General features: G+C 56.2%; 21 protein-coding genes. 10 read left to right on the top strand and 11 right to left on the bottom strand.

Going from position 1 to position 21,088, the window contains the following annotated elements; all coding sequences use genetic code 11:
• Positions 1–16: 16 nt before the first annotated feature.
• The 5 genes from ACIQ20_RS02115 to ACIQ20_RS02095 form a co-directional block, all read right to left on the bottom strand.
• On the bottom strand, positions 17–451 hold the full coding sequence (locus ACIQ20_RS02115; RefSeq protein WP_395776958.1) for a hypothetical protein: 435 nt from the start codon (positions 449–451) through the stop codon (positions 17–19).
• Between the two features lie 48 nt (positions 452–499).
• On the bottom strand, positions 500–1,708 hold the full coding sequence (gene odhB / locus ACIQ20_RS02110) for a 2-oxoglutarate dehydrogenase complex dihydrolipoyllysine-residue succinyltransferase (RefSeq protein ID WP_395776956.1): 1,209 nt from the start codon (positions 1,706–1,708) through the stop codon (positions 500–502).
• Positions 1,709–1,786: 78 nt separating this feature from the next.
• Positions 1,787–4,771: a 2-oxoglutarate dehydrogenase E1 component gene (locus ACIQ20_RS02105; protein WP_395776954.1), complete on the bottom strand. Its 2,985-nt coding sequence runs from the start codon at positions 4,769–4,771 to the stop codon at positions 1,787–1,789.
• Positions 4,772–4,900: 129 nt separating this feature from the next.
• Positions 4,901–5,785 (bottom strand): succinate--CoA ligase subunit alpha, encoded by an 885-nt coding sequence (sucD, locus tag ACIQ20_RS02100; protein ID WP_313589185.1) that lies wholly within the window; start codon positions 5,783–5,785, stop codon positions 4,901–4,903.
• 137 nt (positions 5,786–5,922) lie between these two features.
• A complete protein-coding gene (locus ACIQ20_RS02095) occupies positions 5,923–6,909 on the bottom strand; it encodes an NAD(P)H-quinone oxidoreductase (RefSeq protein ID WP_395776952.1) in 987 nt (328 codons plus the stop codon).
• Positions 6,910–6,950: 41 nt separating this feature from the next.
• On the opposite strand from ACIQ20_RS02095, the gene ACIQ20_RS02090 reads away from it, so the two are divergent.
• Positions 6,951–7,133, top strand: a complete 183-nt coding sequence (locus tag ACIQ20_RS02090) for a DUF1192 domain-containing protein (protein WP_395776950.1) — start codon at positions 6,951–6,953, stop codon at positions 7,131–7,133.
• A 230-nt stretch (positions 7,134–7,363) separates the two neighbouring features.
• On the top strand, positions 7,364–7,888 hold the full coding sequence (locus tag ACIQ20_RS02085; RefSeq protein ID WP_395776948.1) for a DUF1465 family protein: 525 nt from the start codon (positions 7,364–7,366) through the stop codon (positions 7,886–7,888).
• On the opposite strand, the gene ACIQ20_RS02080 is transcribed toward ACIQ20_RS02085, so the two are convergent.
• On the bottom strand, positions 7,861–10,191 hold the full coding sequence (locus ACIQ20_RS02080) for an ATP-binding protein (protein ID WP_395776946.1): 2,331 nt from the start codon (positions 10,189–10,191) through the stop codon (positions 7,861–7,863). The two genes, ACIQ20_RS02085 and ACIQ20_RS02080, sit on opposite strands and share 28 nt — an antisense overlap.
• Before the next feature lie 56 nt (positions 10,192–10,247).
• Complete coding sequence (gene rpmE, locus ACIQ20_RS02075) at positions 10,248–10,472, bottom strand: 50S ribosomal protein L31 (protein ID WP_313588894.1); 225 nt, start codon at positions 10,470–10,472, stop codon at positions 10,248–10,250.
• Between the two features lie 193 nt (positions 10,473–10,665).
• Here rpmE and ACIQ20_RS02070 point away from each other — a divergent pair, with 193 nt between their 5' ends.
• From ACIQ20_RS02070 to ACIQ20_RS02055, 4 genes are read left to right on the top strand one after another with little or no spacing between them, the layout of a single operon-like run.
• On the top strand, positions 10,666–12,516 hold the full coding sequence (locus tag ACIQ20_RS02070; RefSeq protein WP_395776944.1) for an ABC transporter transmembrane domain-containing protein: 1,851 nt from the start codon (positions 10,666–10,668) through the stop codon (positions 12,514–12,516).
• 11 nt (positions 12,517–12,527) lie between these two features.
• Complete coding sequence (locus ACIQ20_RS02065; RefSeq protein WP_395776942.1) at positions 12,528–13,739, top strand: SMP-30/gluconolactonase/LRE family protein; 1,212 nt, start codon at positions 12,528–12,530, stop codon at positions 13,737–13,739.
• 9 nt (positions 13,740–13,748) lie between these two features.
• The gene (pdeM, locus tag ACIQ20_RS02060; protein WP_395776940.1) at positions 13,749–14,444 is read left to right on the top strand and encodes a ligase-associated DNA damage response endonuclease PdeM; all 696 of its coding nucleotides are present in this window, start codon (positions 13,749–13,751) and stop codon (positions 14,442–14,444) included.
• Positions 14,445–14,492: 48 nt separating this feature from the next.
• Positions 14,493–14,804, top strand: a complete 312-nt coding sequence (locus tag ACIQ20_RS02055) for a hypothetical protein (protein ID WP_395776938.1) — start codon at positions 14,493–14,495, stop codon at positions 14,802–14,804.
• On the opposite strand, the gene ACIQ20_RS02050 is transcribed toward ACIQ20_RS02055, so the two are convergent.
• The 4 genes from ACIQ20_RS02050 to sucC all read right to left on the bottom strand — a co-directional run bounded on the left by ACIQ20_RS02050 (position 14,801) and on the right by sucC (position 17,722).
• Positions 14,801–15,130: a DNA-binding protein gene (locus ACIQ20_RS02050; RefSeq protein ID WP_395776936.1), complete on the bottom strand. Its 330-nt coding sequence runs from the start codon at positions 15,128–15,130 to the stop codon at positions 14,801–14,803. The two genes, ACIQ20_RS02055 and ACIQ20_RS02050, sit on opposite strands and share 4 nt — an antisense overlap.
• A 17-nt stretch (positions 15,131–15,147) precedes the next feature.
• Positions 15,148–15,594, bottom strand: coding sequence for a hypothetical protein (locus ACIQ20_RS02045; protein ID WP_395776934.1), 447 nt, complete (start codon positions 15,592–15,594; stop codon positions 15,148–15,150).
• 53 nt (positions 15,595–15,647) lie between these two features.
• On the bottom strand, positions 15,648–16,406 hold the full coding sequence (locus tag ACIQ20_RS02040; protein ID WP_395776932.1) for a glycosyltransferase family 2 protein: 759 nt from the start codon (positions 16,404–16,406) through the stop codon (positions 15,648–15,650).
• Positions 16,407–16,519: 113 nt separating this feature from the next.
• Entirely contained in the window at positions 16,520–17,722 is a 1,203-nt protein-coding gene (sucC, locus tag ACIQ20_RS02035; protein ID WP_395776930.1) for an ADP-forming succinate--CoA ligase subunit beta, read from the bottom strand.
• A gap of 221 nt (positions 17,723–17,943) precedes the next feature.
• On the opposite strand from sucC, the gene ACIQ20_RS02030 reads away from it, so the two are divergent.
• From ACIQ20_RS02030 to ACIQ20_RS02015, 4 genes are all read left to right on the top strand, one after another.
• Positions 17,944–18,411 (top strand): glycosyltransferase family 2 protein, encoded by a 468-nt coding sequence (locus tag ACIQ20_RS02030; RefSeq protein WP_395776928.1) that lies wholly within the window; start codon positions 17,944–17,946, stop codon positions 18,409–18,411.
• Between the two features lie 13 nt (positions 18,412–18,424).
• Positions 18,425–18,643 carry a hypothetical protein gene (locus tag ACIQ20_RS02025; RefSeq protein ID WP_395776926.1) on the top strand — a complete coding sequence of 73 codons (219 nt, stop codon included), beginning with the start codon at positions 18,425–18,427 and terminating at the stop codon, positions 18,641–18,643.
• Positions 18,644–18,753: 110 nt separating this feature from the next.
• The gene (locus tag ACIQ20_RS02020; protein WP_395776924.1) at positions 18,754–19,944 is read left to right on the top strand and encodes an acyl-CoA dehydrogenase family protein; all 1,191 of its coding nucleotides are present in this window, start codon (positions 18,754–18,756) and stop codon (positions 19,942–19,944) included.
• A gap of 9 nt (positions 19,945–19,953) precedes the next feature.
• The gene (locus tag ACIQ20_RS02015) at positions 19,954–21,066 is read left to right on the top strand and encodes an acyl-CoA dehydrogenase family protein (RefSeq protein WP_395776922.1); all 1,113 of its coding nucleotides are present in this window, start codon (positions 19,954–19,956) and stop codon (positions 21,064–21,066) included.
• Positions 21,067–21,088 lie beyond the last annotated feature (22 nt).

The raw sequence follows: 21,088 nt of genomic DNA, 5'->3' as shown, positions 1-21,088 counted from the left end.
CCCCGTTCAAATCTCTTCAAGCCAAAGCGCCTGTCAGCGTGAGCCAGAAGAAGAGGGTAAAGCTTGCCAAGAGCGCCACGCATTGTGCAGCATCGACCAGGCGCTCCATTGAGGTGGTCTTGTATAAAATGAGGCGGATATCGCGGCAGGTCATGAACAGGACACAATCAATCGCCAGCGCCACACCCAAGGCCCAAAAAGCCAGAGAGCTGGAAAAGGCCAGTGCTACCAGGCTTGTAACCAAAGCCGCAATCGAGGTGCGCCATGCCGCAGCCCGCCAGCCCATGCTGTAATTAGCCATGAGGTCGAGGTGATGTTGCGGTGTCTCCGCAAGCGCCTCCGGGATCTCCCCCTCACCTTCCAGCACCTTGGTGACCTGCGACGAGAGCCACAGTCCCAGAATGCTGGAGACAGCATAGAGAAATACGATGATCCCGGCGAGGGTTAGCATTCAATCCATCCCAGCCCTAATGCCACGGCCACGACTTGCGCGGCCTTGTTAGATGTCCAGCAACATGCGCTCAGGATCTTCCAAGCACTCTTTCACGCGCACCAAGAAGGTCACAGCCTCTTTGCCGTCCACGATCCGGTGGTCGTAGGACAAAGCGAGATACATCATCGGGCGAACCACGATTTGACCGCCGACAACCATCGGACGATCTTGAATCTTGTGCATGCCCAAAATGCCAGATTGTGGGGCATTCAGGATCGGCGTCGACATGAGTGAGCCGTAAACCCCACCGTTAGAGATGGTGAAGGTGCCACCTTGCATATCATCAATGCTCAAAGCCCCATCACGGGCCTTTTTGCCGAGATCGGCAATGCCCTTTTCAATACCGGCAAGACCAAGGTCTTCCGCATGACGCAGGACCGGAACAACCAGACCCTTTTCGGTGCCGACGGCGACGCCAATGTCATAAAAGTTTTTGTAGATGATGTCGGTGCCATCAATCTCGGCATTCACCGCAGGGACGTCTTTGAGGGCAACAAGACAGGCTTTAACAAAGAAGCTCATGAAGCCCAATTTGGCACCGTGCTTCTTCTCAAAGATGTCCTTGTACTTGTTGCGCACGGCCATGACATTGGTCATGTCGACTTCGTTGAACGTCGTCAGCATGGCTGCAGTGTTTTGCGCGTCTTTTAAGCGGCGGGCGATGGTTTGACGCAAGCGCGTCATCTTCACGCGCTCTTCACGGGCACCCAAAGCGCGCGGGGCCGACGGGGCTGCCACGGCGGGCGCAGGCGCTGCTGCTAAAGCTGCCACAGCAGCCAAAGCGTCTCCCTTCGTAATCCGGCCATCCTTGCCGCTACCCGTCACCGAGCTGGCGGCAACGCCAGCAGTTTCCAAAGCGCGTGCGGCGGATGGCATCGGGTCGTGGGCTGCAGTTGGGGCTGGCGCTGCAACTGGGGCCGCCACAGGGGCAGGCGTTGGCATGGGGACGACCGCAGGCTTGGCTGCAGCGCTTGCTGCTGCCCCGGCTTCTACCCGCCCAATCACCATGCCGGGGGTTACGGTTGCGCCGTCGGTCGCCAAGATTTCAGCCAAAACACCATCGGCAGGTGCCACGACTTCCAGAGCGACCTTATCGGTTTCAATCTCGACCAGAATCTCATCTTTCTTGACCGCATCACCGGCCTTTTTCGACCAAGAACCAATCGAGCCTTCGGCAACGGATTCTCCCATGACGGGGACGACGATATCGAGCATAAAACCTCCAGCGGAGTCAGAATGGTGAAGGGGCAACAGGCCCCAATGTAAGGATCGTAAACGGGTTTAGCCAGATGATCAGTAGGTCATCGCTTCATTGAGGAAGGTCTCAAGTTCGCGAATATGCTTCTTCATCAAGCCAGCAGCAGTAGAAGCCGAAGCTGGACGACCAACATAAGCCGCACGCTTGGCTTTATTCTTTGTTTTGCCAAGAACCCACTCGATATTGGGTTCCATAAAGTTCCAAGCACCCATGTTCTTCGGCTCTTCTTGGCACCAAACCACATCGGCATTTTGGAAACGCGACAACTCAGCAATCATCGACTTGGCAGGGAATGGATAAAGCTGTTCAACGCGCAGGATCACCACATCGTTCAATCCGCGCTTTTCCCGCTCTTCAAACAGATCATAATAGACCTTGCCCGAGCAGAAAATCACGCGCTTGACCTCTGAATCAGGCTTCAGCGTGACGGTCGTGGTCTCAGGGCGATAATGGGCGTCGTCCCACAGGATGCGGTGGAAAGACGAGCCTGGGCCCATTTCTGCCAAGGTCGAGATGCAGCGCTTATGCCGCAACAGGGACTTGGGCGACATCACAATCAAAGGCTTGCGGAACTGGCGATGGATCTGGCGACGCAGGACGTGGAAGTAATTCGCGGGCGTCGTGCAGTTCACTACTTGCATGTTGTCTTCCGCACAGAGCTGCAAGAAGCGCTCGAGGCGGGCTGAGGAGTGCTCTGGCCCTTGGCCTTCATAACCATGTGGCAACAGCATAACCAAGCCACTCATCCGCAACCACTTGCGTTCACCCGAGCAGATGAATTGGTCGATGACGACTTGCGCGCCATTCACGAAGTCGCCGAACTGGCCTTCCCAAATCGTCAGGCTGTTTGGGGACGAGAGCGAAAAGCCATATTCATACCCAAGGACGGCTTCTTCTGACAAAGCGCTGTCGATCACTTCGTAATTGGCTTGGGCGGGCGAGATATTGTTCAGCGGCGTATAGCGCCGCTCCGTCAATTGATCGACGAAATGGCTGTGGCGATGGGAGAAGGTCCCGCGACAGGAGTCTTGACCCGACAGGCGGACTGGGAAGCCTTCGTCCAGCAAAGACGCAAAGGCCAAATGTTCACCCAAGGCCCAATCGACATTCTCGCCCGCTTCGATCATTTTTTGACGGGCTTGCACCACTCGCTCCACGGTTTTGTGGATGGTCAAGCCAGCTGGAATGGTGGTGATCTTTTCGCCTAAGTCTTTCAGCTTCTCGAGCGAGAGATTGGTGTCGCCGCGACGATCTTCGCCTTCCGGCAGACCAAGACCTGCCCAGACGCCATCCAGCCAATCAGCTTTATTGGGCTTATAGGATTTTGCAGCCTCAAACTCACTTTCGAGGAAATCTTCAAATTGCTTGACTTCAGCCTCTACTTCTTCAGCGGTAACGATGCCTTGCTCGATCAAGCGGGCGGCGTAAAGCTCGCGGGTTGGTTTTTGGTTCTTGATCTTGGCGTACATGACGGGGTTCGTCATGGTTGGATCGTCACCCTCATTGTGGCCAAAGCGGCGGTAGCAGAACATGTCGACCACCACGTCTTTTGCGAATTTTTGGCGATATTCGGTCGCCACTTTTGCGGCAAACACGACGGCCTCTGGATCGTCGCCATTCACGTGGAAGATGGGGGCCGCCACCATGAGCGCCACGTCTGAAGGATAGGGCGACGAACGCGAGAAGCGCGGTGCAGTGGTAAAGCCAATCTGGTTATTGACGATGAGATGCACCGTCCCGCCGGTGCGGTGACCCCGGACGCCAGAGATGGCAAAACACTCTGCCACCACGCCTTGGCCCGCAAAAGCTGCATCACCGTGCAACAAAAGCGGCATCACTGCGCGGAATTGGTCAGCCTTCTCAGGCCCATGCGTCATCATTTTGGCGCGGCATTTACCCAAAACGACGGGGTTAACGATTTCAAGGTGAGACGGGTTTGGCGTCAGCGACAAGTGCACACTATTGCCGTCAAACGCACGATCCGACGAAGCGCCCATATGATATTTCACATCGCCCGAACCACCGACATCATCCGGGGTAGCAGACCCACCTTGGAATTCGTGGAAGATTACGTGATAAGGCTTGCCCATCACGGCAGACAAAACGTTCAAACGACCCCGGTGTGGCATGCCCAGAACAATGTCTTTGACGCCCAGATTGCCGCCGCGCTTGATGATTTGTTCCATCGCAGGGATCAAAGCTTCACCGCCGTCCAAGCCAAAGCGCTTGGTACCAGGGAAGCGCTTATGCAGGAACTTCTCAAAAGTCTCCGCTTGGATCACCTTGCTGAGGATCGCCTTCTTGCCTTCATTGGTGAAGGCAATACTCTTATCCGGGCCCTCAATGCGCTCTTGCAGCCAAGATTTTTCGGCTGGGTCCGAAATGTGCATGAACTCAATGCCGACCGTCGAACAATAGGTACGATTCAAAACGTCCAGCATTTGGCGAGGGGTGGCATATTCCATCCCGAGCACGAAATCGATGAAAATCGGCCGATCCATATCTTCTGGGCCGAACCCGTAAGATTCTGGTTGCAACTCTGGTTGGGGCTCGCGACCTTCATCCAGGCCGAGGGGGTCGAGCTTTGCCGCCAAATGGCCACGGATCCGATAGGCGCGGATCATCATCAAAGCCTTGATGCTGTCGCGCGTCGCGCGCATCACATCGACTTCAGAGACGGGCTTGCCAGCATTAACTGGTGCTGCTGCGGCTTTTTCGGTGAGCTTCTTTTCGATCTTCGGCTCGATCAGCGCCCAATTGCCGTCCAAGGTGGCAACCCATTCGCCGACTTCAGACTTTGGCCAATCGTTGCGCTTCCAAGATGGGCCACTGGCCGCACGCTGTGCATCGCCTGCCCCGTCGCCCATCCCGGCAAAGAAGCTGGCCCAAGACGCGTCGACCGACGCCGGATTGGCCGCCCATTTGGCGTATTGCTGCTCGATAAAGACGGCATTGCCGCCATAAAGAAAGGAAGTGTCGAGGAGTGCGGAATTCTGAGCACTGCGCATGTCGTCTGCCATAAGCCAACCGTCCATTCGTCGGGACGGTCGGTCAGGGCGAAGGAAGTCGGCCTTGCCCGGCCGTCACACATTTACTTCTATATAGTCATTCGCGTTTCAGGCGACTGCTTTATGTAAGCTTAAAGCACATCAACCCTTAAGAACTTCCAACAATGTTGAACCCAATGCAGCAGGCGATGGGGCAACGCGAATACCTGCGGCTTCCATCGCTGCAATTTTGTCTTCTGAGCCACCTTTGCCGCCGGCGATAATCGCGCCAGCATGGCCCATACGACGGCCTGGAGGCGCGGTGCGCCCTGCAATAAAGCCTGCCATCGGCTTTTTACGTCCGCGCTTGGCTTCATCAAGAATGAATTGCGCGGCATCTTCTTCGGCGCTGCCGCCAATTTCACCAATCATGATGATCGACTGGGTCTCTGGGTCGGCCAAGAACATTTCCAACACATCGATGAACTCGGTGCCCTTCACAGGGTCGCCGCCGATACCGACTGCCGTTGTTTGGCCAAGACCTGCGTTTGAGGTTTGGAACACCGCTTCATAGGTCAAAGTACCCGAACGAGACACGATGCCAACATTGCCCTTTTTGAAGATGGAGCCGGGCATAATGCCGATCTTGCACTCATCAGGGGTCAGAACGCCGGGGCAGTTGGGTCCGATCAAGCGCGACTTAGAACGCTCCAACCGGCTCTTGACTTGCACCATGTCTGCTACAGGGATGCCTTCGGTGATGCAGACGATCAACTCAATTTCTGCCTCAATCGCTTCGATGATCGCAGCAGCTGCACCTGGGGGCGGCACATAGATCACGGTGGCGTCTGCGCCGGCTACATCCTTGGCCTCTTGAACCGAATTGAACACAGGAAGACCCAGATGGGTTTGCCCACCTTTACCGGGACTGACCCCACCCGTCATGCGGGTGCCATAGGCAATGGCTTGTTCGGAGTGGAAGGTACCATTCTTCCCGGTGAAGCCCTGGCAGATTACCTTGGTTTCTTTATTGATCAGGATCGACATGAGGCCCTCGGTTAACAGCTGATATGTTGGCCGCCGTGTTAGCGCAGCCCGCTCCACTTGCAAACCGAAAGAGGCGGTAATCGCCAAATGAATCTCACCTCGCCCTAGGTCAGGCTTGGGATCGTGGTTCCAGAAGGCTAATCCGCAACCTTCAGCATGATTTTCCCGGCATGGGTATTGGCCTGCATCTTGGCCTGAGCAGCTTCGGCGTCTTCCAGATCAAATACCGAATCCACCACAGGACGCACGAGACCTTGGGCCACCCAGGGCCAAACATGGGCCTCGACCGCGCGCGCCAGCCGCGCCTTTTCCGCCACAGGCCGCGCCCTAAGGGTAGAACCCGTCAAGGTCAGCCGCTTCAGCATCAAGGTCATCAGATTAAGCTCAACTTGGGGACCTTGCAAAAAGGCAATTTGGACGCAGCGGCCATCGAGGTTCAAACAATCGAGATTTTGCTGGACATAAGGCCCACCAACCATATCAAGGACCACATCCACCCCACCATCGGCTTTGATAATGTCAGAGAAGCTCTGCCCCCGATAATCAATGGCGACATCGGCACCGAGCTTGGCACACAGACTTGCCTTCTCCGCGCCGCCTGCTGTTGCATAGACTTTTGCACCATGCGCTTTGGCCATTTGAATGGCCGTGGTGCCGATGCCTGATGCGCCGCCATGGACCAAAAAGGCCTCACCCGTTTGCAAAGCCGCCCGCTCAAACACATTCGCCCAGACCGTCAAGACGGTCTCAGGCAGGGCTGCCGCCTCCAGCAAGCTGATGCCGTTAGGGATTGCCATGCAAGAGCCTTCATCCGCCCAAGCGTAATCGGCATAGCCACCGCCTGGCAAAAGGGCGCACACTTGATCCCCTAGCTTCCAACGCGAAACATCGGCGCCAATCGCCACAATCTCGCCCGAACATTCCAGCCCCATCGTGTCAGGCGCACCTTTTGGTGGCGGATAAGCGCCCATACGCTGGATCAAATCAGGTCGATTTATACCCGCATAGGCGACTTTGATCAGTACTTGGCCGGGGCCAGCGATGGCCCGATCAAGGAGTTCAACCCGCAATGGGGTGCCGGGGGATGCAACAATCGCACGCATTTTTTCAGGAAGGGCTGTCAAAATTCAGACTCCGGCGCCAAAATGGGATCAGGAGGCTACTCATGCTCGACGACGACCCATTCGCCAAGTCAAAACCCCAGTCCATACGCCTAGAAGATCTGTCTATTCGGGAGCTTCAAGAGCGCATTTCTGACCTCGAGGCGGAAATTCGGCATATAAATGACTTAATTGAGGCGAAAGAAGGCAGTAAAAAGGCAGCAGATTCCTTTTTTAAGACAAGCTAAGCGCAAAAGCGGCACGGCCCTTGCTGAGACAGACGCAGGAAGCATGGTGCTTCTTCCACTTAACCCATCGCTCTGGATCTATAATTCTGGGCCAGAGCTTTGGTTTAGCTGTGTGGGGATAATCGGGGTTGAACTGGAATTTGCTCCAAAAGGGAGCTCTCCGGATCAAGCACTTGGCCCGCGACGCTTTGCGGGTTAAGGACAGAGACTAAAGAAGGGCGGAATGCCGCATGTTGACGGAAGTTTCAAAGCAGACCGTGGGTCTAAAGACAGCATTTGATCGGATCGCAGATTTTGCGAGTTCGGACATCTTTGAACGCATGTTCCGCGAAGGCATGGACTTGGTTGAGGAAACAGCGGCTTATCTGGATGGCGATGGCCGACAAGAAGCACGTGGCCTCGAACGCTCCGCAGCCTTGGCCTATGCTTCTGAAAGCATGCGATTGACGACCCGTCTGATGCAATCGGCCTCATGGTTGCTGGTTCATCGCGCGGTCCGCGAGGGCGAAATGACCCCACGTGACGCTCATGATCCAAAGTATCGGCTCGGTGCGCGAACGGTCTGCAGCGCTGATAAACAGCCCTTGGCCGAATTGCCCGTGCGCTTACTGGACCTTCTTGAACGATCAAGACGGCTTTACGAACGGGTTGACCGCATGGAACTCAGTCTCTTTGAAGCCAGCGAAACACCAGTTGAGAACCCAGTCAGTGCCCAATTAAAGCGCCTTCAAGCGGCATTGGGCGCATCGCACTGACGGAAATCCGTTTCGTCTTGTAATTCACACAGTGAAATGGCCGCTTCTATGGCTGCTAGCAAACTTGGCAAATGAATCGGCTTAGGGGCATGAGCATCGGCCCCGGCGTCGATTTGCGCATCGATCTGATGTTGCAGCGCGTTGGCGGTCAGCGAGACAATTGGCGTTCGGGGACGGCTCTCGCGGATTTCTTGCGCACGGATCGCGCGGATCGCCGTGACGCCGTCCATCACCGGCATCTGCATGTCCATCAAAATGGCGTCATAACGTGCTGCCTGCCAGGCTTCGATGGCTTCTTGCCCATTGTGTGTAAAGACCAGTTCGATCTCATAACTTGATAGCAAAGCTTGCAAAACCAATTGGTTGGTTTGATTGTCCTCGGCGACCAACAGCTTCAGGGCCGAAGCTTGCGGCGTATGCTGCAGCGTGGGCGCATTCCGGTCAGCGCTTTTGCCGTTTTCAGCCAAGTTTTCCGGTTCGTCCAAAGGTGCTGAAACGGCTTGGAGCGGGATGCGACAGGTAAAGGTTGAGCCCACGCCCACCTCGCTCTCAACCAATAGCTCGCCGCCCATCGCCTCTGTCATGGCCTTCGCAATAGACAGCCCCAAGCCAGTGCCACCGTAGAGACGGGTATGCGAGGAATCGGCTTGGGTGAATTTCTCAAATAATTGCGCCACCCGATCAGGCGGGATGCCAATCCCCGTGTCGGTAACAGAAATCGCCATTTCCCGGCTTGGGCCCAAGTGGAGCGCAATTTTGACCGTCCCTTGGTCGGTAAACTTGATTGCGTTCGACACGAGGTTGAAGACGATCTGTCGAAGACGAGCTGGATCGCCCAAGCGCCATTGCGAAGCATCGGCTGCGATCTCGACCTCCAGCTGAATGTCCTTCGCTGAGGCGCGTGCATCAAACAAGTCACCGGCTGCATGAACCAGTTTCTGGGGGGAGAAGGGAATGCTCTCAAGCTCAATCTTGCCCGCTTCAATCTTTGACATATCGAGAATGTCGTTCAACAAGAGCAGCAGCATGTCGCTAGAATCGATCATGACAGACAGCATTTTGCGCTGCTCGTCCTTCATTTGGGTCTTCATCAGGGCTTGCGCCATCCCGATCACGCCATTCATCGGCGTGCGGATTTCGTGGCTCATCATCGCCAAGAATTCTGACTTGGCCTGCGCTGCATGCTCGGCCCGAATGCGGGCCAAGGCATTTTCCTTAAACACGCTCAAGGCTCGGGCCATACCGCCAATCTCATCAGCCCGCTTTTGATAGGGCGGTTCGATACTGAAATCGCCTTGGGCGACTTTGCGCATGGCCTTGGTCAATTGCCCAAGCGGTTGGACCACGCCGTCGCGGATAACCGTCAACACACCCAAGAGCGCGACCAGAAAAAGCCCGATGGCGGCTACCAATACATGCCTCTGCTGAGATTCCTGCCGTGCGATCCGGACTTCGAGGCCACGGATCAGTTCTTGATTGGCAGCCAAGGACGTCCGGACGACAGCATTTCGCGCAATTTGCGCATTCGTCTGCGCGGCTTTGGGGTCTGGATCGTCGATCAGGCTGGCGATCTCTTGCACCATGGTGAGCTTGACGTCCGCAAGCCCAAGCTCTCGCGTCCGGGCCTGGTCCGAAGCGCGCACCGCATCATCAATGGACACTTCAAAGGCAAATGTCTTGGCATTGAGGTTGCCTTGATGCTTGGCGACCAAACGCCAGAATGTATTCTCAGGGGTGAGGCCGGGCAGATCAATATAGCTCTTGGCAGAACCGAAATAGCCGATCTGTTCAATCAAAGGCGTCGCATGGATCGCCACCGCCTGCATCAGATAAAAAGTGGAAAGTTCGGTATCGAGAATGAGATTTGAGGATTCTACCACGCGGGTGAAATGGTGCTGGCTTGACCCTAAAGCATCGCGCACGCGCGTCGGTTCATAGATCTTCATGCTCTGGAGATCACCGACAGCTGCCTTGAGCGCGGCGAAATCATCTTGAAATTGAAGGCCGTGGGGGGCCTGCGCTCGTGCTTCCAGGACCTTGTTGAGCGCTGGCTGTAAGGTCTGAGGGATCGGCCTTTCATCGGCCAGTGCTGAGGCAGCATTGGCCATCGTAGCATGCAAAACCAGCAAGGGCTCAAGATAACGCGCGCCGTTTAACTCTAACTTTGAGAAAGCAATTTCTTCATTTTGCTTATGGATCAATTGCCACGTTAGGAAAAACACGGGCAAAGCAAAGAGAATGAACGCGAGTGCAAGACGGCGAGCAATAGAAAGCGATACAAACGAAAAAAGCGCTCGGAACATACCGAGCGCTTTAAACCATCTGCGTAACCATCCAGTTAAATCAACCGGACAAATACTTATTTCTTGATGAAACCAGCAAACTTATCTTTGAAGCGTGCAACGCGGCCGCCACGATCGAGAAGCGTGTTGGTCGAACCGGTCCAAGCGGGATGCACTGTTGGATCAATGTCCAACGACAAGGACTTGCCCTCGCCACCCATGGTCGAACGGGTCTGATAGGTGGTCCCATTGGTCATCACGATGGTGATGAAATCATAATTAGGATGTGTGTCGGCTTTCATCTTCGTGTCCTGCGCGCAGGCCCCAAAAGGGCGCGCGATGTTGAGAGCGGCTTTGAACCAAATAGAGCGGCGCGGTTAGAGGAAAATCGCTTCAGAGTCTAGTGTTGCGCGCAGATCGTACGCAGAGACCAAGCCATCAATTTAACTGCTGACAATATTTCACGTCGGGCTCGCGCGTGCTAACTCCCTGCGCATGACCGATACCCCTGCCAGCCGCGTCGTTGAGGATCGTCCCAGTCGCGGAGCCGTCCAAGCCGAATTAACCGCCGATGCCGCCGCCAAGCGAGGTCGTAGTTCTGATCTGCGCCCACTGACGCGCTTGATTCCCTATATTCAGCGTCGGCCAAAAGATGTGGCAGCGGCAGCCATTTTCCTTATTCTGGCCGCGGCTGCGACGTTGGCCCTGCCGGTTGCAGCCCGCGCTTTGGTTGACCGTGGCTTTGCCACCGCAACCCCAGAAGCCGTCAATCAATGGTTTTTGTTGTTGGTGGGTGTAGCTTTGTGCATGGCCGTGTTTTCCGCCTCGCGCTTTTATTTTGTGACGAAGTTGGGCGAGCGGGTCGTCGCAGACCTGCGCGCTGACGTCTATGACCGCCTGATCGGGCTATCGCCTTCCTATTTTGCGCGTGTCCGCACCGGTGAAGCGCTCTCCCGCCTGACCGTTGATGCCACACTCATTGAATCCTTGGTTGGGTCATCAGCTTCCATTGCTATCCGCAATTTGGTCATGTTGGCGGGTGGCATATCCATGATGGTCGTGACCAGCCTGAAACTGACCTTCATGGTCTTGCTAATCATCCCCTTGGTTTTGGTTCCCTTATTCACCATTGGCCGCCGGGTCCGCGCCCTCTCTACCTCGGCGCAAGACCGGGTCGCCGAAGCGGCAGCAGAAGCGTCAGAGAGCCTGGATGCTGTGGAAACCGTGCAGGCCTTTGGCCGCGAGGATTATGCGCGTTCCCGCTTTCGCCAAGCGATTGAGATTAGCTTTGCTGCGGCCCGTCGTCGGATTGCGGCCCGCAGCATGATGACGGCGGTCGCGATTGCCATCGTGTTTTGCGGCATCTCATTTGTTCTGTGGGAGGGCACGCGGTCGGTCTTAGCGGGTTCCATGACGCCGGGTGCTTTGACTCAATTTGTCATCCTCTCGGTGCTGACAGGCTCGGGCGTGGGTGCCTTGGCAGAGGTTTGGGGCGATGTGCAGAAGGCTGCCGGGGCCACGCAACGCCTGTCGGAAATCCTAGACGAAGTGCCTGAAATTGGCGCCCCTTCTGCCCCGATCTCGTTCCCCATTGAGGCACCGGGCCTTGTTTCGTTCAAAGATGTTGCCTTTGCTTATCCAAGTGATGGCGAGCGCAGCGCCCTCAAAGGTATAAGCTTTGAGGTGAAGCCCGGCCAGACGGTTGCAATTGTTGGCCCTTCGGGGGCCGGTAAATCGACCTTGTTTAAGCTTCTCCTGCGCTATTACGACCCGGCAGCAGGGGCGATTGAGGTCGATGGCATTGATGCGCGCGACACAGACCCGGTCGCTTGGCGGCACCGTTTTGCCTATGTGTCGCAAAACCCGGACTTGTTTACCGGCACAGCGATGGACAATATTTTGTTTGGCAATGAGGGTGCCACATCCGACATGGCGCAAGAGGCCGCGCAACGGGCGGAGGCAGAGCCCTTTATTCTGGCCCGTCTTGGTGGCTATGACAAAGCCATTGGCGACCGGGGTCGCGCGCTTTCAGGTGGCGAGCGGCAACGCTTGGCAATTGCCCGGGCACTGGTACGCGATGCGCCGGTCTTGCTGCTTGATGAAGCGACCAGCGCACTGGATGCAGAAAATGAACGTTTGGTCCAAAAGGCCTTCGATGTAGCTATGGCAAACCGGACAACTCTCGTGATTGCGCACCGTTTAGCGACAGTCCAACGCGCGGACTGGATTATCGTACTGGACGACGGCCAAGTCGCCGAACAAGGTACACATAGTGACTTGGTGGCCAAGGGCGGCCTCTATGCCCATCTCGCAAAGCTGCAATTTGAAACCCAAACTCAGGCGTGAAAGTCAGGTTGATGAAACCCTCTCAGATTATCCTTCTAACTGGTGTCGCCATCGTCGGGATCCTGTCGTTTACGTGGTTTCGAACGGCATCGCGCGCGGGTGAATTCACCACTTTAGTGCCCGTCTTTGACGGCACATGTACCGACATCGCCGGCATGTCCGGCTCTGAAGACATGGCCATTGATCGTACCACAGGGCGCATCTTTGTGGCGTCGGACGACCGCCGTGCAGCTGCAATGGGCAAACCTGTTCGCGGCGCGATCTACAGCTTGCCTGTCGAGAGTTTGACCACCCCTCCCGCTTTGAAAGATCTAACTGGCGGCCAGCCAACGGCATTCCACCCCCATGGAACGTCCTTATTCCGAGGCCCTGACGGCCAAGTGACCTTGATGGTGGTGAACCACCCAAAAGGGGCTGCTGACTATACGGGAACGACGGTCGAGCTTTTCGACGCACAAGCCGACGGCAGCTTAAAACTACGTCGTAGCGTTGCTGTTCCGGGCCTGACCCGCATCAATGACATCGTGGCGACCAGTGCCAATAGCTTTTACGCGACCAGTGAAAGTGACCTCGAACGGGGCTCTCTATCGGAAAGCTTGAGCTTTGTTTCCGGTAATGATCGCACGGGCGCGATTTGGTATTTTGACGGGGCTAAGGGCAACAAGCTCGAAAGCGGGCTGGGCTTTGCCAATTCGCTGGCTCTCTCAAACGACGGCAAGACGCTTTATGCCAGTGCCACCATCAGCCGCAGCATCTACCTCTATGACCGCGATCCGGCCACTGGGGCGATCAAGCGGCGCGACGCAGCCTTGCTCGGCACAGGGATCGATAATCTCGACGTCGATCCAGACGGCATTGTGTGGATGGCGGCCCATCCTAAAATGCTGAGCTTCATTCAGCATGCGGGCAATCCGGCGAAGCCTTCGCCCAGCCAGATTTTGATTCTAGAGTCTTCGCCTACTGGCAAGGGCGGCAAGATTGATCAGATCTATCTAAAAGACGGTACCGACGGTTTCTCTGGTGCATCGGTCGCCATCCGCTCGGGCTCCACCATGGTGTTGGGCAGCGTGTTTGAGAAGTCCGTCCGGGTTTGCCAATTGCCGAAAGTCTGGCGGCAATCAGAGAGCCATCCTGCCCAGCGCCTCCTGGACACTGAGCGCGATGAAATGAAGAAAGAGGCCGAGAAGGCCGCCAAAGCAGGTGCTAGCGAACCGGCCAAATAGGGGCTGATGATGCAGGGGCATGCCTTTCAGCTTTATGAGACCCCTGTCGTCGCCTTGGCAGAGGCCGCATTATTCTTGCCCCGGACACAGACGCTGATTGTCTCCGATCTGCATTTTGAAAAAGGTTCTGCCTTTGCCGTCAAAGGTATTATGCTGCCGCCCTTTGATACAGCGGAAACCTTGCGTCGCCTTGAGGCTTTAGTCGTAGCCCTTGCACCCAAAGTCCTGATCGCCTTGGGTGATAGCTTCCACGACCGGGGCGCAGGCAGCCGATTGGCCCAAGAGGATCGGGCCAAACTGGAAAGCTTGGTCGGCCAAGCCGAAACCATTTGGATCGAGGGCAATCATGACCCAGAACCGCCTGCTTGGCTGGAAGGAAGGCGCGCGGCAGAATTCCAGCATGACGGCTTGTGGTTTCGCCATGAGCCAACCGGGCAGACGTCAGGCGAAGTGGCGGGCCACCTGCACCCATGTGCGCGGGTGACGGGCAAGCGCGGCGGCAGCATTAGGCGGCGCTGCTTTGTAACCGATGGGCGCAGCCTAATCATGCCCGCCTTTGGTGCCTTTACAGGTGGCCTGAACCTATTTGACCCGGCTTTTGAAGGGCTGTTTCAAGGACCCATTCATGCGCTGATGCCCAGCGGCTCGGGGCCGAGCGCCAAAGTCCATGCGATCGCAGCCAAAAACCTAACCCGCTCGCACTAGATTTTCTGCGCTTCGGCTGCGTGGCACATGACCTGCGATGTGCAGGCCATGAACGCACTCTCGCCCTATGCACCTTTTGCTTCTGTGCCATATCGGCACAAAGTCACAGCTGTGCCTGCGATTGAGCCGATCCCAGAGGACCTATGGGGGTCAAGTCAGGACTATACGAGCCGCGCGCATCACGACAAACAGGCATTCGAGCGGGGGCGCTATGATGCAAATAGTGCGGCGGCTGGTTTTTCCATTCATGTTCTGATGGAAGCAGGGCTAACAGGCGAAGATCCATTCGCGGCTATGCGCGGCGCAAAGGCCTATCAAGCCCGCGTTGCCCGGACACGTCGCGTCCAGCTGGTCGTCTAGCGGCTTCTTAGGGCTGCCTCTAGGGACGCGACATGGGCTTCCAAAGCGGCAACACGCTTTTGCAAATGGTCGATCTGTGCCGCAGCGTTCAACGGCTGTGCCGCGACTGGCGTCGAGATGCCGCATCGATTGGCGATTTCGCCCGGCGAGGCATGTAAGAGGGCGCTCAAGACCTCGACTTCGCGCGCACTGACTTCCTTCTGATCCTTAAACACCAAGGCAAGCTCTTCCGGCGTCCACCCCGCTGCGCGGGCCATGTCTTGCTTTTGAAGATTGAGCGCGGCCAAACGCTTACTGAACCAGCCTGCATCAAAAAAAAGGGCCAAGCTATCTAATCTCCACTTTAATCGTAATTGGAATTCCGTCGATCGCCACTCGGCGCACTGGCGATGTTGAAAATCACCCCACCAATCATGTCGAGCCAGCACATGAGGGTCAATAAGAAGAAGGTCGAGGTGGCAAAGGCTTCAAACAATAAAAACGCCCCTGCGCACGAGAGGGCAAGCAGGACTGCCAAGGTGTGGTGGATGATGGCAAAACGGCTAACACCCACGCCGCGCGTCAATTCAAAAAACAGGATAATCAGGCCCATCATCAACAGAAGATCGCCGCCAGACAACGCCCAAGGCGCGCCAGACGGCATTGTCAGCACGAAGACACCCTTTTCGATCGACTGGGTAAAGACGTCTGGCCCACGGGTGGACGCCGTAACCCCGCCAAATAGCGCATAGATCAAGACCGGAATCGTCAAGATCGGCACCATCTCAAAGATACGTCTCAACACCAGCATGGCTTCGAATCACCCCAGTTTTGTATGCCCTGAGGCGCAGAGTGAACTGACACTCACGTTTCGTCCACATGGCCGAAGTCGCGGCGGCGGGTCCTGAGCCAAATGACACCGCCCAAATCGGTCAAAGCGGCAAGCAATCGGCCTAGATTGGTGTATTTGGACGCACCGGTTGAACGGTGGCGATGATTGACGACCGCAAACTCGGCCATGGCCCCTTCACGCTGCACCAAGGCTGGCATGTAGCGGTGCATGTGATCGAAATAGGGTAGGCGCAGAAACAAGTCGCGCCGAACCACTTTGATGCCGCAGCCAGAATCATCGGCCCCATCACGCAGCAAAGCTTGGCGCACATTGTTAGCCAAACGGGACGCTAATTTCTTGGCTTGGCTATCTTGCCGCTTCACCCGTCGCCCACCAACAAAAGCCAAACCCTGTGGCGCATCGGGCCGATTGAGTTGCTGCAGAAGGGCAGGAAGGTCGGCTGGATCATTTTGACCATCGCCATCCAGCGTGCCGATAACAGGGGCACGCGCCGCCAAAACACCATTCATAATAGCCCGGCTTTGGCCGGCATTCTTGCGGTTGGCCAGAACGCGCAAGGCCGGATAGGTGGCCTTCAGCGCTACGAGTTTGGCATGGGTATCGTCCTTGGACGTATCATCGACGAAAATCATCTCATAGGCCCAGCCATTCAGGGCCGTCGCAATTTCCTGCACCAGACCCGCAACAGCCCCGCTCTCATTATGGACAGGGACCACAACGGAAATATCGAGCGGTTCTAGGCGGGGCACGGATGGATTCGGTGTGGACATAGCGACCCTTTAACCTGAGCCTTACAAAAGTGCCAGTTGGGATGGGCTACAAGAGAGAGGGCCCGCATCAACGATGGGGCCCTCAACTCCTCTTAGCTCAGAATGGCGCTAACTTAAGCCGCCTTGCGAACCGCCGCGACGATCTTTTGCGCTGCATCGGCCAGATCATCGGCTGGCACCACGGCCAGACCACTGTCGCGCAGGATTTGCTTGCCCAGTTCGACATTGGTGCCTTCCAGACGCACCACCAAAGGAACCTTTAGGCCGACGTCGGTGATGGCTGCAACCACACCTTCAGCGATCACATCACAGCGCATGATGCCGCCGAAGATATTGACCAGAATGCCTTTTACGGCTGGGTCGGCGGTGATGATCTTGAACGCGGCCGTCACTTTTTCGCGCGTTGCACCGCCACCTACGTCGAGGAAGTTGGCAGGCTCTTCGCCATAAAGCTTGATGATGTCCATGGTGGCCATGGCAAGACCTGCGCCATTGACCATGCAGCCAATCGTGCCGTCGAGCGCGATATAGGCGAGGTCATACTTGGAGGCCTCGATTTCCTTGTCATCTTCTTCGGACAGGTCGCGCATCGCGGCCCATTCGGGGTGACGGAACTCTGCGTTGGAATCAAAGCTCATCTTCGCATCCAAGCAAACGAGCTTGCCTGATCCTTCTTCGACGATCAGCGGGTTGATTTCGCACATTTCCATGTCGCCCTTGGTGAAGGCGGTATAGAGCTTCACGCAGAGGTCATGGCACTCATCCGCTTGGCCAGCGTCGAGATTGAGGGCCTCGGCCACCTTTGCGCTGTCAGCAGGGGTGACACCGACAGCAGGGTCGATGACGATGGTGGAGATTTTCTCTGGCGTGTCATGTGCCACAGTCTCAATGTCCATGCCGCCAGCTTCAGAAGCGACAAAGGCAACACGGCCTGTACCACGATCAACCAGAACCGAGAGATAAAGTTCGCGCGCAATGTCTGCGCCGCCAGCGATATATAGCCGCTGAACCTGCTTGCCAGCCGCCCCGGTTTGCACGGTCACCAACGTATTGCCCAGCATGTCCTTTGCGTGGGAAGCCACTTCATCGAGGCTGAATGCAAGACGCACGCCGCCTTTTGCTTCGGGGGGCAGTTCTTTGAACTTGCCCTTGCCGCGACCACCTGCATGGATTTGCGACTTTACCACCCACATCGACCCGCCCAATTTCTGAGCCGCGGCTTGGGCTTCATCGACGGAGAAAGCTGCAATGCCTGGAGGAACGGGAAGACCATAGCTTGCGAGGACTTCTTTGGCCTGATGTTCATGAACGTTCATGGATAAAATGTCCCCTGTGCAGCACAAAATTTCGTTAGGCGCTTCTAGCCAGCCACGCCGACACACGCAACCGCTTGAACCACTCACGTGCAGGTTAAACTCAATCGCTTGGCTTGCTCAACCAGAAATATTTATACAATTTCAGATGGTTTTTGACTCATTGGGCATAGGCGATCGTTGAAGAAGGAGGTGCTTCTTTCGCCGGAACAAAATGAAATGCCATGAAGAAAAGTCCAGAAATCGGCTGTGTGGCGGCGGGCCATCTATGCGAAGCGTGGCATGCCTTTCGGTATGGCCCTGCGACATTGGCAGTCGTCCAAGCGCACCTAGTGATTTGGAATGAGCGGGAAAGCTGGATCAGCCGCCAGTTTGCGCTCGACTATGCGGTCTGGTTCCGCCTGATCCTGCCAGCGCTGGTGCATGTTTCCCGTTTTTTGCCACTTGGCGGAACCTCCAATCACTTTGATATCACATACTTGCGTGGCGCTGGTGGGTGGGACACTTTCAATGTCACCGAAGACGCAGATGTCGGCGCAAGACTTGCCCGACCAGGCATGATTGCCAAGTGCCAGCACTGTTTCGGGCGATCTGGCGCATCTATCTTTCTCCGTCGATCTGGGACAAAACCCAGCAGGGTGCCGAGGCTAGGTCGCACAGGCCATTCCCTGCCAATGGTCAACACGCAATGAGCGAGCCGCAGACGTGGATTGGTCAACAACTTTAGTCCTTCTCCTCTTAAGTCTTGGCGGGTTTGGTTTTTCCTCTTGGCGGGCTTCAAGGCCCGCTGAATTCGGCAAGGTCCGCATGATCCCCTGGACAACCCTGTCGATCATCTGCGCTGTGGTTGCGCTATTTATGCTGATCCATGCCGTCAATCTGGCGGGAATTCAGACGGGCAAAACGTCTGCCCCAATGCGCTAAAAACTTTGACCAGGATCAGCCCAGCTTGGGGGCTAGTCAGCGCCTGCCAAGGGTTCTAATTAAACTGCAACGTCCAAAAGAGGCGGCCCATCAAGGTGAGCGGAGGCATCATGACCGACATTGAGACTTTTCGACAAGAAACGCGGGCTTGGCTTGAAGCCAATTGCCCCGCCTCTATGCGAACCCCCATGCCAGAAAGCGAAACAGTCTGGGGTGGCCGCAACGCAACCTTCAAAAACCCAGACGCGAAAGCTTGGCTGGAAGCCATGGCGTCAAAAGGCTGGACAGCGCCCAAATGGCCAAAGGCCTATGGCGGCGGCGGCCTAACCGGAGAAGAGGACCGTGTGCTGCAAGATGAATTGCGCCGCATCAATGCCCGCCCGGCCCTGCTCTCCTTCGGGATCTGGATGTTTGGCCCCGTGATCTTGGAGTTTGGCACCGAAGAGCAAAAGCAAACCTATCTGCCCGATATGGTGCATGGCCGCACTTGGTGGTGCCAAGGCTATTCAGAACCAGGTGCCGGGTCGGACTTGGCGGGCCTACAGACGCGCGCCGTTCTAGATGGCGATCATTATGTCGTCGATGGGCAAAAGGTTTGGACGTCCTATGCAAACCACGCCGATTGGATGTTGTGCTTGGTACGAACCGAACCAAATGCCCCCAAGCATGAAGGTATCTCAGTTCTTTTGTTCGATATGAAGACGCCCGGCGTGGAAGCCCGCCCGATCAAACTGATTTCCGGCGCTTCGCCCTTCTGCGAGACCTTCCTAACCAATGTACGCGTTCCTGCATCACAAATGCTGGGCCCCAAAAACAAAGGCTGGGACGTTGCCAAACGCATCTTGCAGTTTGAGCGCACCAATATTTCGGCTTCGGGCTTTGGCGGCGGGGCAGGCCTTGATTTGGTGGACGCCGCCAAGGAATCGATTGGCCTCGAAAATGGCAAACTGGCCAATAGCGACCTGCGTTCGCGCATCACGAAACAGCGCATGTATGAACGGGCCTTTCACCTGACCATGCGCCGCGGGCAAGAAGAAGCAAAAGCCGGGGCGGAGGTTTCCCATTATGCGTCTGTCCTGAAGATCGCAGCTGCCAAACTCAACCAAGACAAGACAGAGCTTTTGGTCGAAGCTTTGGGCATGGAAGGCCTTGGCTGGGAAGGCGAAGGCTATCGTCCTGAGGCACTAAAGGTCACACGTGACTGGTTGCGGGCCAAAGCCAATTCGATCGAAGGTGGTACGTCGGAAGTCAATCTGAACATCGTAGCCAAGCGCGTGCTTGGCTTGCGCGACCATCAATAGGAGGGCCCGATGGCATTTTCACTCAATGAAGACCAAACCCTCCTAAAGGATGCAGCTGACGGGTTTTTCTCCGACAATGCGCCTGTGGCCAGCTTCCGCAAATTGCGCGATTCAAAGGAAACGCTCGACCCTTCCTTGTGGGGCGAGATTGGGGCCATGGGCTTTGCTGGTGCCCTGATAGGCGAGCAACATGGCGGCTCAGACATGGGTCTGCGCGCCATGGGCCTCGTGCTGGAAGCCCAAGCGCGCACCTTGGGCGTCTCGCCCTTGTTCCAAACTGGCCTGATGGCCGCATCCATCTTGAAGCTGCAGGGCAATGCTGCGCAGCAGGACGAGTTTCTGCCAAAAATCGCGGACGGGAGCTCAAGCTTTGCTTTGGCTTTGGATGAAGGGGCGCACCATGCCCCGCACAAAATTGATGCGAAAGCCACCAAGACTGCCGACGGCTGGAGCCTTTCAGGCAAGAAGCGCTTTGTTCCCGATGGAGCCCATGCGCAGATCTTAATCGTCATCGCTAAGGCCGATGCGGGTCTTGGGGCATTCTTGGTCGCAAGCGATGCGCCAGGTGTGACGCGCCATGCGCTAGCGGGCGTCGATGCGCGCGATTTAGCGGATGTGACGTTTGACCAGGTTGCCGTCAGCGATGGCACTTATTTGGGCGGCAAACCACTGGATGACGCGACGCTTGATCTCGTTCTCGATTATGGCCGGATCGGGCTGTGTTGCGAAATGATGGGCCTCATCGGAGCCACGTTCGACATGACGCACGACTACCTCAAAACCCGCACCCAATTTGGCCAATTGATCGGTTCCTTCCAAGCGCTGCAGCACCGCGCAGCTGCTATGTTGGTGGAGATCGAGTTGACGCGCTCCTGCGTGGTGGCCGCCATTGATGCGATTGATCGGGGCAAAGGTGTTGGCGAAGCTGTTAGCCTCGCCAAGGCGCGAGCCGGCGATACGTTGCAATTGGTCACCAATGAGACAATCCAAATGCATGGCGGGATCGGCATGACCGATGCCCATGACAGTGGCTTTTACTTGAAACGTGCCCGGGTATTGGAAACCCTCTACGGATCAAGTGGCTTCCATCGAGACCGGTGGGCCAAGCTCAACGCTTACTAGGTTCTTGCGTAGTCCCTTTGTT

This window comes from Aquidulcibacter sp., from assembly GCF_044346625.1.
GTDB lineage: Bacteria > Pseudomonadota > Alphaproteobacteria > Caulobacterales > Aquidulcibacteraceae > Aquidulcibacter.
The sequence above is the reverse complement of the archived record's forward strand: the minus strand, read 5'-3'. Positions and strand labels throughout refer to the sequence as shown.

Bases quoted from the DNA above. Each gene is read 5' to 3' on its own strand.
- odhB (WP_395776956.1), bottom strand. From the start codon at position 1,708: ATGCTCGATATCGTCGTCCCCGTCATGGGAGAATCCGTTGCCGAAGGC.
- rpmE (WP_313588894.1), bottom strand. From the start codon at position 10,472: ATGAAAGCCGACACACATCCTAATTATGATTTCATCACCATCGTGATG.
- ACIQ20_RS02105 (WP_395776954.1), bottom strand. From the start codon at position 4,771: ATGGCAGACGACATGCGCAGTGCTCAGAATTCCGCACTCCTCGACACT.
- ACIQ20_RS02030 (WP_395776928.1), top strand. From the start codon at position 17,944: ATGAAGAAAAGTCCAGAAATCGGCTGTGTGGCGGCGGGCCATCTATGC.
- ACIQ20_RS02065 (WP_395776942.1), top strand. From the start codon at position 12,528: ATGAAACCCTCTCAGATTATCCTTCTAACTGGTGTCGCCATCGTCGGG.
- ACIQ20_RS02055 (WP_395776938.1), top strand. From the start codon at position 14,493: ATGAACGCACTCTCGCCCTATGCACCTTTTGCTTCTGTGCCATATCGG.
- ACIQ20_RS02090 (WP_395776950.1), top strand. From the start codon at position 6,951: ATGCTCGACGACGACCCATTCGCCAAGTCAAAACCCCAGTCCATACGC.
- sucD (WP_313589185.1), bottom strand. From the start codon at position 5,785: ATGTCGATCCTGATCAATAAAGAAACCAAGGTAATCTGCCAGGGCTTC.
- ACIQ20_RS02115 (WP_395776958.1), bottom strand. From the start codon at position 451: ATGCTAACCCTCGCCGGGATCATCGTATTTCTCTATGCTGTCTCCAGC.
- pdeM (WP_395776940.1), top strand. From the start codon at position 13,749: ATGCAGGGGCATGCCTTTCAGCTTTATGAGACCCCTGTCGTCGCCTTG.
- ACIQ20_RS02085 (WP_395776948.1), top strand. From the start codon at position 7,364: ATGTTGACGGAAGTTTCAAAGCAGACCGTGGGTCTAAAGACAGCATTT.
- ACIQ20_RS02020 (WP_395776924.1), top strand. From the start codon at position 18,754: ATGACCGACATTGAGACTTTTCGACAAGAAACGCGGGCTTGGCTTGAA.
- ACIQ20_RS02040 (WP_395776932.1), bottom strand. From the start codon at position 16,406: ATGTCCACACCGAATCCATCCGTGCCCCGCCTAGAACCGCTCGATATT.
- ACIQ20_RS02015 (WP_395776922.1), top strand. From the start codon at position 19,954: ATGGCATTTTCACTCAATGAAGACCAAACCCTCCTAAAGGATGCAGCT.
- sucC (WP_395776930.1), bottom strand. From the start codon at position 17,722: ATGAACGTTCATGAACATCAGGCCAAAGAAGTCCTCGCAAGCTATGGT.
- ACIQ20_RS02045 (WP_395776934.1), bottom strand. From the start codon at position 15,594: ATGCTGGTGTTGAGACGTATCTTTGAGATGGTGCCGATCTTGACGATT.
- ACIQ20_RS02080 (WP_395776946.1), bottom strand. From the start codon at position 10,191: ATGTTCCGAGCGCTTTTTTCGTTTGTATCGCTTTCTATTGCTCGCCGT.
- ACIQ20_RS02070 (WP_395776944.1), top strand. From the start codon at position 10,666: ATGACCGATACCCCTGCCAGCCGCGTCGTTGAGGATCGTCCCAGTCGC.